Source organism: Moheibacter sediminis, from assembly GCF_900176425.1.
In the GTDB taxonomy this organism is placed as follows: Bacteria; Bacteroidota; Bacteroidia; order Flavobacteriales; family Weeksellaceae; genus Moheibacter; species Moheibacter sediminis.
Genome location: NZ_FWXS01000001.1, coordinates 316,140 through 331,180 on the forward strand (window position 1 = coordinate 316,140; position 15,041 = coordinate 331,180).

The following is a 15,041-nucleotide window of genomic DNA, read 5'->3' on the forward strand; positions in this document are numbered from 1 at the left end:
ATAATTAATTTTAACTCCTTCATAATCATATACGATTAAAAAATATATTTAGATTTAGAATTAAATTAATTTATATTTGGATTCTAAACTAAATTCTTTGGGTAATCCAAAACTTTCAGAAGATGAAGTTATTTCACTCCTATTAAATAGGGATGAGATGGGATTTAATTATCTTTATGACAACTATTCCGGTGCTTTGTATGGTGTGATTCTGAAAATTGTAATCTACAATGAAGACGCCAACGAAGTGATGCAGGATGTGTTTGTGAAAATCTGGAACTCAATCAACCAATTTGACAGCACAAAAGGCACTTTATACACCTGGATGCTCAATATCGCCAGAAATTCAGCTATTGATAAGCTGAAATCAAAAGCATTTCAAAATAATTTAAAAAACCAGACACTTCCGGATTTCGTAAGTGATAGTGAAACTTTGTCTTCTGAGCAAAAGCATAGTTTCCACGAAATTGAAAATATAATTAATTCATTAAAAGAAGAATATAAGGTATTAATATACAAAGCATATTTTAGCGGTTTTACTCAGGAAGAAATTTCTGAAGAACTAGGAATTCCTTTGGGAACGGTGAAAACCAGAACCAGAGCGGCTCTTATAGAGCTTAGAAATTTGTTGAAAGAATTTAAAAGTTAAGTAGATAGTGGACATTCAATCGTACATATCATCTGGAGTCATTGAGCAATACGCTTTGGGTAATTTACCTAAAGAGGAAGCATCAATACTGGAGTGTGTGATGAAAAATAATGCAGAAGTGGCTGCGGCTGTTTTTGAAGCCCAAAAGGTTTTGGAGGAATTGTCGTTGGTACAAAAAGTAGAACCGCCGGTGAAGTTGAAATCGCAGATTTTTGCAAAATTGAATTTTGAAAAACCTTTAAATGAAACTTCCACAACTGAATCTATTTCAACTGTCGAAAGAGAAATTAAACCTAAAAAAGAAATATCTATTTCAAGGCCTAAAAGTAATTATGGTTGGTCGATGGCTGCGGCTTCAGTGGTTTTGATGATTGGTTTAGGATGGAGCATTTATGAGAATAATTCTAAGGTTGATAAAATCATTGCTTTGGCAAAAAATAATTCTGAACTGGAAGATAAATTGAATAAAGTTCAGCAACAAAACGAAATCATTGTCAATTCTCAACTTATTGATTTAAAAGGAGTAGAGTCTAAACCTGGAATGCTTGCAAGCGTTTATTGGGACAATTCCAAAAATGTTTACTTAAGCTTGAAAAATCTTCCTCAAGCACCTGCCGGCAAACAATACCAACTTTGGGCAATTGTTGACGGAAAACCTGTGGATGCGGGAGTTTACGACCAAAATAATCCTGAGAAACTGCAGAAAATGAAATCCATTGAAAACGCTCAAGCATTTGCCATCACTTTAGAAAATGAAGGTGGAAGCTCAACGCCAACAATGGATCAGATGTTTGTGATAGGAGAAATCTAAATTTATTCAATAATTATAATCCTAAAATTTTATTCAAAATCATCTTGGTAATTAAATAAGTAGGCTTAACGCCGGTCAATCCTAATCCACCGGAAGCCAATGTACCTCCTGTCTCCAACGGGTTATCCGAAGCGTAATAAGCATACATTACTTTCACATCGGGTGCGATGTGATTTCTAATTTTGGATGCTATTTGAATTGCCTTCTGGTAATGCCCGCCTTCCATTTCGAGTCCGCTTGCTTTCCATGAGGAATTTTTGAAATATTCCAACAAATCTTTATTTTGAAGAGAAGTTCCTAAAACTGTAATCATCGGACCTTCGAAAACGCCTAATCTGCTTCCTTTGAAATCAGCTGGTTTTAACTCATTTTCAAATACATAATTGTCTGCAAGACCTTCGATGATATGAGAATTCGGAATCATGATGTCACCTTTTTTTCCTTCCAGAATTCCGGCTTTCCCCATTATAGAAATGGATTTTACATTCATCATCGTGCTGGTGGATTTCGTTTTGTAAGGTTTGAGCAATTCGTCCATTACTTCAAAAGCTTGTTCACCAAAAGCATAATCCATCACAATCAAAACATCTTCCGGATAAGCTTCTACTTTTGAAAATGTTGTATTTTTTAAATTAACTTTTTTCAAATCAATAATTTGAACGTCAATATTAGTTCCTGATGAATCCGGAATAAATATCATTCCGTTTTTATGAGAAAACTCGTGAACAGCATCTCTCAAAGCTTTGTTTTTGCTTGAGCTCAAATCTTTGTAAGTATCAAATTCACTCACCAAAGTCACATCCTTTTTCAGCGCTTCAAACGCATAAAACATGTTGGAAACACTGTGCATATTGGCACTGATGATGTGCAGCGGACGGTGCAAAAGCCCGTTGTCGGCCAGTACTTTTTTGATGTCATTTGCCCATCTTTCGCCGATGATGTGGTGTCCGATTCTTTCACGAAGGGTTGAAGTGAAAGTGATTTCTCTTCTTTTGAAGCCATTATGGTCCTGCTGCGAAGTTTGCCCCATCCAATAAATAATTTTGAAGAATTTTTCTTTATTGTTTTCTTCGCTGAAATATTTATAAGCAATCTGGGTTTCGTGGAAAGTTCTTCCTAAAATCGTTGAAAGATGCATCAATGCTACGTCTCTTTCTTTTGTATTTAATTTTTTCTCTTCCAGAACGATTTCCTCAATTTTCTGCCAAACTCTGTTGATTTTTTGAGTTTGTTTGTTGAAGGCACGGGCACGGATTTTCTCCGCTTCATTGTACAAGAAAGTCAAATGTGTTAAAGTGTCGTAAATCTCTGAACGACCACGCGTTACTTCAATATTCATTTGGTCGTCATCGACACGGTAGCACAATCTTCTTCTTTTTGGAGGAATGATTGGGATGAATTTAGTGGTGTCAATTCCTTCGTTAGCAGTAAAATTTACATAAGGTGTTTCAGTAATTCCTTCCGGTAATCTGTCCAAAACATAAATCAATCCGTCCAGTTCAACCTTTTCAGAATCTGCCATTGAACCATAAATTTCAGGATTCAATTGCAGCAATAAATCCTGGATGATCTGCCCGGATTGTCCTGTAGGTCGGTAAGTTCCACGGTGGAACATGTGGCGCATCGTTATATATAATCGCTCTATGGAAGCGGTTGATTGTCTGGCTCTTGTGATATTTGTAATCATAGTCTAAATCTCTTTTTTTGTTTTTTTTGTTGGTATTCTTTGTCAATCAATAATAATTCGTCATACCATTCTTTTCCAAATTTCCGGGTCAGCGCATCTTTCAAAAAGTGAGCGACATTTACTTTCAATTCTTTTCCCAAAGCACAGGCATCGGAACAAATGTCCCAAACGTGATAATTGACTGCTGTAAATTTTTTATATTCTTTGATTCTAACCGGATACAAATGGCAGGAAATCGGTTTTTTGTAATCCACAGCACCTTCTTCATAAGCCTTTTCGATGCCGCATTTGGTAATGCCTCGCTCATCAAAAATAACATAGGCACATTCGTTGCCATCGACTAAAGGTGTTACCCATTCGCCATCCGAATCCATATCATATTTTCCGATTTTTTCGATAGCAGCAATACCTTCCGGACGGAGGTAAGGTTTTACGTTTTCGTAAATGTCATCTAAAATAGGAAGTTCATCTTCGTTCAGCGGAGCGCCGGAATCTCCTTCTACGCAGCAGATTCCTTTACATTTATTTAAGTTGCAGACGAATTCTTCGGAAAGGATTTCTTCAGAAATTAAAGTGTCGCCAATTTGAAACATAGACTTGTTTATTATTGACGCGCAAATATAAGTCGATTATTTGGTTTTTTTGCAAAGTTCTGAGTTTTCAATTGGTACGTAATCAAAATTTTATATTGAGTTAATGTTGGAGTACAGTTAAAAACCATTAAAATTTTTATAACACTTGATTTTTCGACCGGACGTTTTGATGTCCGGTTTTTTATTTCTCAAAAATATCAATGCGTTTTGTTTAATTTTACAAATTAAAATATACTGCAGAAAATTAAATGTTCAGAAAGTACCTTTATATGTTATTCTTTTGCTTTGTGGTAGTCGCTTACCCACAACAAGATGCACATTTAAAGAGTCTCGAAGACAAAATAGCAGACAACAGAAAACTCTTTCAGGAAAGACCCGAACAAGCGCTTTATGACATCGGTAAATTGCTCAATGAAGCCGAAAAATCGGGACAAAAAAATTCTGAACTCAATCTGCTCGCCAACAGATGCGAATATTATTATTTCCTGCGTGTTGATTTTGAACAAATGATCAATTCCGCTCTGGAACTTCAGAAAAAGGCAATTACTTACAAAAATCTTTTGTACGAAGCCAAATCCCACAAATACCTTTCTCAGGCTTATTCATTCAATGAATTATTCGAAAAATCTTTGGAAGAATTGGAATTGGGAATGAAAGTTCTCAGTCGTGCAGATGCTAAAGATTCGCTCATCATTCTTGAAAAAGCGAATTTCCACACCGCTTTTGCCAATATTTACAACCTCAAAAAAGAGTATTTCAGCGGAATTCAATCTTTGTTAAATTCAGTGAAAGAACACGATAAATTAACTGAATCCGACTGGAAAAATGGCACGAAATTCATGGATTATGCCAATCTCGGGGGTGCTTATCTGATGGTAAATCTGGATTCGGCAGAATATTATGCCCAAAAATCCATTTCGTTCAGCACAGAACATGAAGCCAATCACAACCTCATGTTTCTGAACTATATCGTTTTAGGTGATGTTTTTCTCAAAAGAAAGAAATATGAAGAAGCGCTTGCCTATTACAAAAAAGCCGAATCTATACAGGAAAACAAACATTTTATCAACATAGAAAAATTGTATAATAATCTGATTGAAGTTTATGGAAACCTGAATCAATCTGAATTAAAGGAACAATACGAACAAAAATTAAAAGACCTGCGTTTAACTGTTTCCGAAAACCAAAACAAATCATTGCGAACCATCATCCGTGAAACCGGAAAAAATTCTAAAGTACAGGAAGATACAAAAAACAACCAATGGATTTGGATCACAGGTGGTATTTTAATACTGGGAGGATTGATTTATTTCTTCACTTCAAGAAAAAAAGAATCCAAATTTTCAGTTTCTCTGACTCAGGAAGCTTACAACAAATTGATAGGCTTATTGAAAGAAAATGACCCTTCATTTCTCCTTGCTTTTGAAGAAGAATTCCCTGAATTTTCTCAGAAGCTTCTAAAAATTAATTCTGATTTATCCAATGCAGAAATCGAATTATTGGCGATGATCAAACTCAATCTTTCCAACAAGGAAATCGCACAATATAAATTTATCCAACACAAAACTGTTCAAAACCGCCGACACAAAATCCGTAAAAAAATCAACCTCACTTCAGACACTGATTTGAATAAATGGGTGGAAAATTTCTGAAAAATTGAATTTCAGGATTAATTATTTATCCAAAATTCATTCAAAAATCGATTTTACAAAACACTTTAATCCAGTATGTTAAAGTAAGAGGGAATATAGAGGGAACCTAAGAGGATGTTTGTTTCTGGCATTTCATATTGTATTCAGCTAAGTTCGTTTTTCGAATTCAAAAACAATTCTGAAAACACATGAGAAAATTTTTACTGATTCCAATTTTATTAATCTTCGTTTCCAATTTGATGGCGCAGACTCCCGATGCAAATAATGTTTTGTATGTGAATGGTCAGTCGTCCTCAGGAAATCAAAGTGGCGATAGTTGGCAAAATGCAATTACCAATTTATCTGATGCACTGAAATGGGCAAGACAAAACCAAAACGGAACGATTTGGACTTCCGAAAATCCACTTCAGATTTGGGTTGCGCGAGGAACTTACAAGCCGATGTACAACCATGCGGATGGGCAATTCACAACCAATGGAAATCGTTCCAATTCATTTGTAATGGTCAAAAATGTTCAGATTTATGGTGGGTTTTCCGGTCAGGAGAGCAGCCTGGAACAGCGGAATTTTGAAAATAATGTTACAATTCTGACAGGAGAAATCGGAACGCAGCATTCTACATTGGACAATGCTTATCACGTTGTCGTTTCTGCAGGTGACGTTGAGAATGCCTTGCTTGATGGATTTACTATTACAGCGGGAAGAGGAGATGATTTTGATGTTGTTACCATCAATGGATTTGAAGTGAAAAACTATGACGGAGCGGGAATTACCAATAACAATTCATCACCCACTTATAAAAATTTAAAAGTGGATAGTAATTATGGTTATTGGGGCGGACAGATTCACAATTATAAATCGAATTCTGTTTTCGAAAATATGTCCATCACCAAAGGTTGGGGATTCTGGGGAGGAGGAGTTTACAACTGGCTTTCATCCACGACTTTTAACAATGTTTACATTGCAGAAAATTATGGTGATTTAGCAGGCGGTGGAATGTACAATGTGGAAAATTCTTCTACCACATTAAACCATGTTGTATTTTATAAAAACCAGACAGCTCTTGACAAAGATAGTCAGGGAGGTGGTTTGTACAGTTATGTTCAATCTCCGATTGAACTGAATTACGTAAGTTTTATCGAAAATGAATCCTTAACTGCAGGAGGAGGAATTGCTTGGGTTGGAGACGGATTGAATGGAAATTTGGCGTTCAATAATTGTTTATTTGTAGGAAATAAAGCGGAGCAAAGAGGAGGCGCAATCTTATATGATGACCAATCAGGCGGGAGTTTCAAAGTTATAAATTCAACTTTTTACGGAAATGAATCTGCAAATGGGGCATCACTTTTTATTAGAAGAGATTCAGGGAATATTCCGGTAGAAATCAATAATTCAATCATTTGGGGTAATTCAAATTCGGTTTATCAGGATGTTGCTGGAACTGTAAATATCCAGAATTCTTTGGTTCAGGATACCAATTGTCCAACTGGGATGAACTGTAATGAACTTGTTCTTTTCAATACAGATCCGAAATTTACAGATGCCGAAAACGGAGACTTTTCATTGCTCGAAAACTCGCCGGCAAAAAATGCAGGAAACAATTCATTTTTTATTGGATTAAATAATGAAACAATTGATCTGGCTGGAAATTCAAGACTTTCCGGAAGCGCAATCGACATGGGTGCATATGAATTTCAGGAAGAAATGAGTATGTATGAAACAGATTTTTCCAATATCAAACTATATCCAAATCCGGTCTCAAAAGGGTCAAATATTTATTTGACAGGATTAAATGTCAGAGAATCTAAAATTCAAATTTATTCAATGACAGGCGCATTGATTTTGGAAATTAACTCAAACCAAAAAGAAACTTCAATTCAAATTCCATTCAATTTATCTACAGGAGTTTACATTTTGAAATATGAAAATGAAAAGCAAACGAAAAGCGTAAAATTTATCGTGAAATAAACATAAAAACACTTACATTAATAACATTAATTAACAATGAGAAAAAAATTACTTTACCTTGCCACGCTCGCAATGAGCGCAATGAGCTTTGGTCAGATCTTTTACGAAGATTTTGATCAGGGAAACTTCCCTCAGTCCGGATGGACTTTGCAGAATTCCGGTGATTTGAACTGGGATTTACAAGTGATGAATGGTGGCGGATTTAACGAAAATATCGTATATGTTCATGGCTCTTTCTGGGAAGATCAGGACGAATGGCTGATCAGTCCTTCTATTGATTTATCAACAGCAGATGCACCTTACCTTACATTCAATACTTTACTTTTTTATGTAGCGCCGGAAAATCCTTCTGAGTTCAATGTGAAAATTACAACAAACGGAACCGACTGGACGGAAGTATGGAATTGGGGAATGGCCGATATTCCTAATGATTGGGAAGGAAGAATTTATGCAATAAATATTGATTTGTCGGCTTATGAAGGGCAAAGCAATGTGAAAATTGCATTTAATTATAAAACACCTAAACAAATAGGATTGGGAGCTTATTTTGACAAAGTTCAGATTTTTGATAATTCATTGTATGCAGGCTGTGAAAATACCATTACATCGTTTCCATTTACAGAAACATTTGAAGATGATAGTGCAAGCCGTTATTGCTGGAAAAATGAATATGTCAACAATGTTTCTGACTGGAATTTCAGAACTGGAACAGGAGATGAAGGAATGGGAGAGTGGGTTTTTACAGCTCACAATGGTCAGTTAAATGCAGCATTTGGTGGCTTAGAACCTCAAGGTTCAATTACCAAATTGGTCTCTCCAAAAATGGATTTGACGTCTTTAACTTATCCGGAACTTTCATTTTGGCATGTAAATGCATCTGGAATGTACGGAAACGAAAAAATGGAAATTTATTACAAAACCTCTGAAAATGGAGTTTGGAAAGCTATTCCGGGAGCAGTTTACACAATGTTCAATACACCTGACTGGAAAGAAGCAAAAGTTTATTTACCTGAACCAAGCTCCGAATATTACATTGCCTTTCATGGAACTAAACAAAACGGACTCGGATTTGGATTGGATGATGTTACGGTTCAGGAAGGTTCTTATTGCAGCCCATCAACACCAAGCAACAATTTTCAAAATGGAGCAGATGTGGAATCTAAATATGTAGCAAATGACTTTTTTGTTTCTTCTGGAACAACTTATAAAGCAAGTCAGTTGATTTTAAATTTAATTTCAAGTACTCCAACAGAAGAAATAACATTGACCTTTTATACAGATGACAACGGAAAACCAGGGGGCCAAATCACTCAATTCGAATCCATTACTCCGGTTTTAAGAGAAGTGATAGGAACTTGGAATAGTCATTCGGTAGAAAAAATGACAGTAGAATTTCCTCAGGCTTTATCTTTCGACGGAGGCGAAGAAGGTGCTACCTATTGGGTGTCAGCATTTGTGAATTCAACTGATGAAAATGCTGTTTACGCTTGGGAAACAACTTCTGTCATCAATACAGAATATTCAGGATTTACAAGCACTGACGGAACTACATGGCAAGCTGTTGAAAATAATGTAGATGGCGTATTTGAGTTTGTTGGGAATTGCTCTGAAACACCAGATCCCTATGATGGTTGTGCTCCATTTACGCCAAGTAATGATTTCGAAAACGGACATGGTTACTTGAATGATTTTATTGCACATGATTTTCAGGTAAATGCTAACTCAAATCTTGTTTTTGATGAAATTGTTTTTAATGCAATGACTGAGAATAGTACGTTAGGTGTTTCATTGTTTTTCCATGAAGACAACAATGGTTTACCTGGAGATGTCGTGGCGGAATATATTGACCTGGAACCTCATAAAGTTTTGATTGGCGCTAAGGGAGGTTATTTTGTTGAAGAAACTACAGTTAATTTACCAAGCCAGTTGTCATTGTCAGGAGGAGAAAATGGCAAAACTTATTGGTTGGCAATCAGCATCTATGGACCAACGACATTCTGGGAAAGCACTTCAATTTTAAACTCTGAAAACACAGGAAAGTGGAGTGCAAACGGAATAGATTGGTCTGATTTTGACAGCGAAGGAGATTGGGACGGAGTTTTCAAAATAGTAGGAGAATGTACGGAATTAAGTACATCTGATTTGGATAAATTTGATTTCACTTATTATCCAAATCCTGTGAAAGATTATTTGACAATTCAAACGAATTTAAAAATTCAAAATGTTGAAATTTTCAATCTGGCAGGGCAATCAATCGCTTCTAAGATTAAAGTTTTGAGTGGAAAAATCGACACGCAAAACCTTTCGGCAGGAGTTTATGTCTTCAAAGTAATGCTTGACGGAGGAAAAGTAGAAACTTTTAAAATTCTAAAGAAATAAATACCTCAAGTTTATGTTAACGCAATGCCGGCGACGAAAGTCCCGGCATTGTTATTTTATGCAAGTTTCAATGAGTTTTATGTAATTTTACCAATTCAAAATGGAAAAAATTCTCGACAATATCAATTCTCCTGAAGGTTTAAGAAAATTAAATCAAAACCAACTTCCTCAACTCGCTCACGAAATCAGGGAATTCATTCTCGATACGTTGTCGGTAAAGGCAGGGCATCTTGGTGCTAGCCTGGGCGTGGTGGAACTGACAATTGCTTTGCACCATTTTTACAATACACCCCAAGACTTATTGATTTGGGATGTTGGACACCAATGTTATCCGCATAAAATCCTCACAGGAAGGAAAAATAATTTCGATTCGTTGCGTCAAAAAGACGGAATTTCAGGATTTCCGGCGCGTGAAGAAAATGAATTTGATACGTTCGGAACGGGACATTCTTCGACTTCGATTTCCGCGATTACGGGAATGGCTTTTGCGAACCAAATCCAGCATAAAACCAACAAACACATTGCGGTTATCGGCGATGCTTCTATCGTTTCGGGCATGGCATTGGAAGGGTTGAATCATTTGGGAAGTACGGATTTGGATGTTTTGATTATTTTGAATGACAATTCTATTGGGATTGATCCTTCGGTTGGCGCATTGAAAGAGCATTTTTTTCAGTTGGAAAATGGATTAAATCATTCTGTTTTTGAAGATTTTGGAATGCACTACAAAGGCGTTATTGATGGTCATAATTTTGATGAATTGTTTAATGCTTTTGATGAATTAAATGAAATTTCCGGTCCAAAGTTACTTCATATCAAAACCATCAAAGGAAAGGGTTATGCGCAGGCAGAAGCTGATCAGGTAAAATGGCATGCGCCGGGAAGATTCAACAAAGCAACCGGAGAAATTTCTTCTGTAATTAATTCAAAAATATCGTATCAACATATTTTTGGAGAAACGATTTCAGAATTTATGCGCCAAAACGAAAATATCGTTGCTATAACGCCCGCAATGCTTTCCGGAAGCAATTTAATCCAAACAAAAATCGAATTTCCTGACCGAGTAATAGATGTTGGAATTGCCGAACAACACGCTGTGACTTTCGCTGCAGGATTGGCTTCGCAAGGGATTGTTACATATTTAGCGATTTATTCGACATTTTTGCAACGTGCTTATGACCAAGTTATTCATGATGTTTCTTTGCAGAATCTGCCGGTTGTTTTTTGCATCGACCGTGCAGGAATTGTCGGCACGGACGGCGCTACGCATCACGGTTTTTTCGATATTTCATTTTTGAGGAGCATTCCAAATATGATTGTTGCTGCGCCGATGGATGAAATGGATTTTCAGAATTTACTTTACACTGCTCAATTCACAGAACAACCTTTCTCAATCCGTTTTCCAAAAGGAAATTCCAATGCTGAAGTTTTATCGAATGAATTTGAAAAAATTGAAATCGGTAAAGCAATAGAAATTCAAAAAGGAACTGAAATTGCAATTCTCACTTTCGGAACGATTGGTCAAAGAATTCAAAATATTTTGAATGAAATTAATTCCAAAGAAAAATTCGGTCATTATAAATTCATTTTCTGCAAACCTTTGGATTTTAATTTATTGGGTGAAATTCTTAATCAATATGAAACCATCATCACTTTTGAAGACGGAATCTTGAACGGAGGATTTGGAGATTCAATTTTAGAATATGCGCAGGAAAAAGATTTCAAAGGAAAAATTATCAGAAGAGGTTACCCGGATGAATTCATCGGTCATGCTTCCATCGAAGAATTGGAAAAAGAAATCGGTTTGGATGAAGAGGCGATTTTGAAGTTTTTGATAAAATTAATTTAAACAAAATGAAGAGTTTTCCGGTAATTGTTATTATGATTTCAATATTCATTTTTTCTTGTAAAAATGATAGAATGGAATTCGAATCCGAAAAATGGAAACCTTACGAGAGTGGAGTTTCAATAGGGGGTTTTAGGTAAAAAATGGTTTGGGATTTGGTTAAAAATCGTTTGAAAACGGAATATCGGCATAATAAAAGCTCAACCTATAAAGAAGTGGTTGAATTGATTGGTGAGCCGGAATCAATTGATACAATCAATGGATTTGCGAAATTTTTGATAGAGGAAAAATTTGATTATAACATTGATCCAAATGGATATGTTTATCTTCATTTTAACAAAGATTCCTTGTTGCAAAAATGGGTAATTGTTGATACCGGGTTTGAACCGTAAACATCAAACCTTGAACTTCAAACTATTTTCGCGTAACTTTGTACAAAACAAATTTAAAATGTCACTTACAGAACAACAATTGGATGCAATCGGCGAAAAATTAGTCGAAAAATTCAAATCCATATACGATCCTGAAATCCCGGTAGATATCTATGAATTGGGGTTGATTTACGATGCTTTGGTCAATAATGACGGTGAAGCAAAAATTATTATGACACTTACTTCTCCGAACTGCCCCGTGGCGGAAAGTTTGCCAAATGAAGTCCGCGAAAAAGTGGAGCAAATCGAGGGAATCGAAAAAGCAGAAGTTGAAATTACCTTTGATCCACCTTGGGACAGGGACATGATGAGCGAAGAAGCGAAATTTGAATTAGGAATGCTCTAAAAAAAATTGTATTTTACCAAAAATTTAAAACTATGAATCCATTTGAACTTTTATCGACTTTCTCAACTGTCATTTACATCGTATTTGGAATTTTCATTTTGAGTATGTTGGGATTATTCTTCATTGTAAAACAACAAACAGCCGTAATAGTAGAACGTTTTGGTAAATTTCAAGGAGTACGTACAGCTGGTTTCCAATTGAAAATTCCGGTTGTTGACAGAATTGCAGGGAAACTTTCACTCAAAATCCAGCAATTAGATGTTGTCGTAGAAACCAAAACACAAGATGATGTTTTTGTGAAATTGAAAGTTTCTGTTCAATATGTGGTAATCAAAGAGAAAGTGTATGATGCATTTTATAAACTGGACAATCCTTATGCGCAGATCACTTCCTATGTTTTTGATGTGGTGCGTGCTGAAGTTCCAAAATTGCGCTTAGATGATGTTTTTGAGAAAAAAGATGACATTGCGATTGCAGTAAAAGGTGAATTACAGGAAGCGATGAACGATTATGGATACGACATCATAAAAACTTTGGTGACAGATATTGACCCCGATGACCAAGTAAAACATGCGATGAACCGTATCAACGCTTCGGAACGTGAAAAAGTTGCTGCGCAATATGAGGGGGATGCACAAAGAATCCTTATCGTTGAAAAAGCTAAAGCAGAAGCGGAAAGCAAACGTTTACAAGGACGAGGAATCGCGGATCAAAGACGTGAAATCGCCAAAGGTTTATTGGAGTCTGTGGATGTGTTGAACGGCGTGGGAATCAGTTCTCAGGAGGCATCGGCATTGATTGTCGTTACACAGCATTATGATACTTTACAATCTATAGGTGAACACACCAATTCCAAATTGATTCTTTTGCCTAATTCCCCAACGGCTGCGAGCGAAATGCTCAATACCATGGTTGCTTCTTTTTCGGCTGCGAATCAAATTGGAGAAGAAATGAAAAAAGTGAATCCTCCAAGAGCCAATAAAGGAAATCAGGAAAGCTGATGTATTAATTTCAAAAGGTTTTATGAAACCTGAATTAGAAAAAAAATTAAAATCAAGAGATATTCATCCCACTGCGATGCGGATTTTGGTTTTGGATGAATTAGAAAAATCCGATTCGGCTTTGAGCTTGAATGAACTTGAAACGCATTTTGATCAAGCCGATAAAACAACGATTTACCGTACGCTCAAAACTTTCCAAAAACACAAACTCGTTCACAGCATCGAAGACGGAACCGGTTCGGTGAAATATGCACTTTGCGACGAAGATTGTGAGTGCATGCCTGAGCAATCCCATGCCCATTTTCATTGCAACAAATGCAGTGTAACTTTTTGCATGAAAGAATTTCATTTGCCCAAAATTTCATTGCCTAAAAACTTCAAAGCCCAAGAAAATAGTTTGGTAATCAAAGGATTATGTGATAAATGTTCTGTTTGATTTAACATTGCGGCAAAAATAAAAGAATATCTTTACCGCAATTTTCAAAACTAAACATGAGACACATTTACATTTTATTTCTATTGGCGTTCGCCAATTTATTTGCACAAGGTACAAGTACAGAAACCATCAGCTTTGAATTTATCAAAGCACCGGAAGTTGTTTTGGCGGAAAACCAAAGATCATTTTCTGTAAAGGTAAATTCTCCGTATAATCTTACTGCCGATGAAGTTGTAGCTCAGCACAAAGCAAATTTTGAGAAAGAATTGGCAGATTATGATAACAAGGTAAAACAAAGCGAAAAAGATTATCACGATTTATTGGCAAAACATGATGATGAGGTTAAAAGAGCAAACGAAAAATTTAAAACTGAGTCACAAGCTTTCGAAAAATTGAGCATGATTGAGCGTTTGGCTATGATCGATCAAGGAAAGAAACCAGTACTAGCTATTCCTGCAAAACCCGAATATATAAAGCCTTTAAAACCAGTTTACACAGAACCTAATTTAAGTGAATACATAATTGTGAACAATGATGTATTGGCTTCACAGATTTCTATTAAAGGATTTCAAAGAGGAAAAAACAATGTCGATATTTCTGTTGAAATGCAGCAGGTTCAATTTCAGGACAATGCTGGTCAATCTTATGCAAGAATGCCAATTACAATGATTGTGAAAGCCAATGGTGAAGAAAAACTGAACGAAAGTTATTTTCAGGAATTTGAATTTATTTCTACTTCTCCAACCAACAATATCAACAAACCTTATCAGGAAAAAATATATTTAGAAAAGGTAATGGTTTTTCTGAATAAAAAGTTGAACGATATGTTTGCTTACCAAGGAGAAACTAAAAACATTACCCTGGAAACCATCAAAAACAAAAAGAATGAATATGATGATTTGGAGCGTGCAGATATTTATGTTGCTACAAATCTGAAAAAACTTCAAGCCGGTAATGATTCTGAGGTCAATGAAATGGCATTTCAAAACATGAAAAAAGGAACCGATATCTGGATTGAAACACTTAAAAAAGTTGATTATAAAGATTCCAAAGCAAAATACAATGGTAAAATTGCCAAGATGTTGTATTTCAATTTGATAAAACTAAATGTAGCATTAGACAACAAAAAAGAAGCTGAAAAATTCTTAAATGAAATGCAAGAGAATTTAATCAATTTAAAATTAAGTTATTCCGAAGAACAAGAGTTAAATCAACTGGAAAGAACTATCTACAAAAAATAAAA

At 35.7% G+C, this 15,041-nt stretch carries 13 protein-coding genes; 11 read left to right on the forward strand and 2 right to left on the reverse strand.

The genetic code is table 11. From position 1 onward, the window contains the following. The first annotated feature begins 76 nt into the window (after window positions 1–76). Together B8977_RS01385 and B8977_RS01390 are read left to right on the forward strand one after the other, a co-directional pair. A complete protein-coding gene (locus B8977_RS01385) occupies window positions 77–649 on the forward strand; it encodes an RNA polymerase sigma factor (RefSeq protein ID WP_245828385.1) in 573 nt (190 codons plus the stop codon). Window positions 650–656: 7 nt separating this feature from the next. Then, on the forward strand, window positions 657–1,460 hold the full coding sequence (locus tag B8977_RS01390) for an anti-sigma factor (RefSeq protein WP_143736270.1): 804 nt from the start codon (window positions 657–659) through the stop codon (window positions 1,458–1,460). A 13-nt stretch (window positions 1,461–1,473) separates the two neighbouring features. Here the strand turns inward: B8977_RS01390 and B8977_RS01395 are convergent, their stop codons facing one another. Both B8977_RS01395 and B8977_RS01400 read right to left on the reverse strand, forming a co-directional pair. Beyond that, entirely contained in the window at window positions 1,474–3,147 is a 1,674-nt protein-coding gene (locus tag B8977_RS01395; RefSeq protein ID WP_084015524.1) for a DUF6909 family protein, read from the reverse strand. Continuing rightward, window positions 3,144–3,740 carry a DUF3109 family protein gene (locus tag B8977_RS01400; protein WP_084015526.1) on the reverse strand — a complete coding sequence of 199 codons (597 nt, stop codon included), beginning with the start codon at window positions 3,738–3,740 and terminating at the stop codon, window positions 3,144–3,146. Before B8977_RS01400 ends, B8977_RS01395 begins: the two co-directional genes overlap by 4 nt. A 269-nt stretch (window positions 3,741–4,009) precedes the next feature. Here B8977_RS01400 and B8977_RS01405 point away from each other — a divergent pair, with 269 nt between their 5' ends. The 9 genes from B8977_RS01405 to B8977_RS01445 all read left to right on the forward strand — a co-directional run bounded on the left by B8977_RS01405 (window position 4,010) and on the right by B8977_RS01445 (window position 15,039). Beyond that, complete coding sequence (locus B8977_RS01405; RefSeq protein WP_159447436.1) at window positions 4,010–5,392, forward strand: helix-turn-helix transcriptional regulator; 1,383 nt, start codon at window positions 4,010–4,012, stop codon at window positions 5,390–5,392. 188 nt (window positions 5,393–5,580) lie between these two features. Then, window positions 5,581–7,359: a T9SS type A sorting domain-containing protein gene (locus B8977_RS01410; protein WP_084015530.1), complete on the forward strand. Its 1,779-nt coding sequence runs from the start codon at window positions 5,581–5,583 to the stop codon at window positions 7,357–7,359. 36 nt (window positions 7,360–7,395) lie between these two features. After that, window positions 7,396–9,738 carry a T9SS type A sorting domain-containing protein gene (locus B8977_RS01415; protein ID WP_084015532.1) on the forward strand — a complete coding sequence of 781 codons (2,343 nt, stop codon included), beginning with the start codon at window positions 7,396–7,398 and terminating at the stop codon, window positions 9,736–9,738. 100 nt (window positions 9,739–9,838) lie between these two features. After that, complete coding sequence (locus B8977_RS01420) at window positions 9,839–11,587, forward strand: 1-deoxy-D-xylulose-5-phosphate synthase (protein WP_084015534.1); 1,749 nt, start codon at window positions 9,839–9,841, stop codon at window positions 11,585–11,587. 140 nt (window positions 11,588–11,727) lie between these two features. Further along, complete coding sequence (locus B8977_RS01425) at window positions 11,728–11,976, forward strand: hypothetical protein (protein WP_084015536.1); 249 nt, start codon at window positions 11,728–11,730, stop codon at window positions 11,974–11,976. A 58-nt stretch (window positions 11,977–12,034) separates the two neighbouring features. Further along, window positions 12,035–12,361, forward strand: coding sequence for an iron-sulfur cluster assembly protein (locus tag B8977_RS01430; RefSeq protein WP_084015538.1), 327 nt, complete (start codon window positions 12,035–12,037; stop codon window positions 12,359–12,361). A gap of 32 nt (window positions 12,362–12,393) precedes the next feature. After that, window positions 12,394–13,362 carry an SPFH domain-containing protein gene (locus tag B8977_RS01435; protein WP_084015540.1) on the forward strand — a complete coding sequence of 323 codons (969 nt, stop codon included), beginning with the start codon at window positions 12,394–12,396 and terminating at the stop codon, window positions 13,360–13,362. A 22-nt stretch (window positions 13,363–13,384) separates the two neighbouring features. After that, on the forward strand, window positions 13,385–13,798 hold the full coding sequence (locus B8977_RS01440) for a Fur family transcriptional regulator (RefSeq protein ID WP_084015542.1): 414 nt from the start codon (window positions 13,385–13,387) through the stop codon (window positions 13,796–13,798). A gap of 56 nt (window positions 13,799–13,854) precedes the next feature. After that, complete coding sequence (locus B8977_RS01445; protein WP_084015544.1) at window positions 13,855–15,039, forward strand: hypothetical protein; 1,185 nt, start codon at window positions 13,855–13,857, stop codon at window positions 15,037–15,039. The last annotated feature ends 2 nt before the right edge of the window (window positions 15,040–15,041 follow it).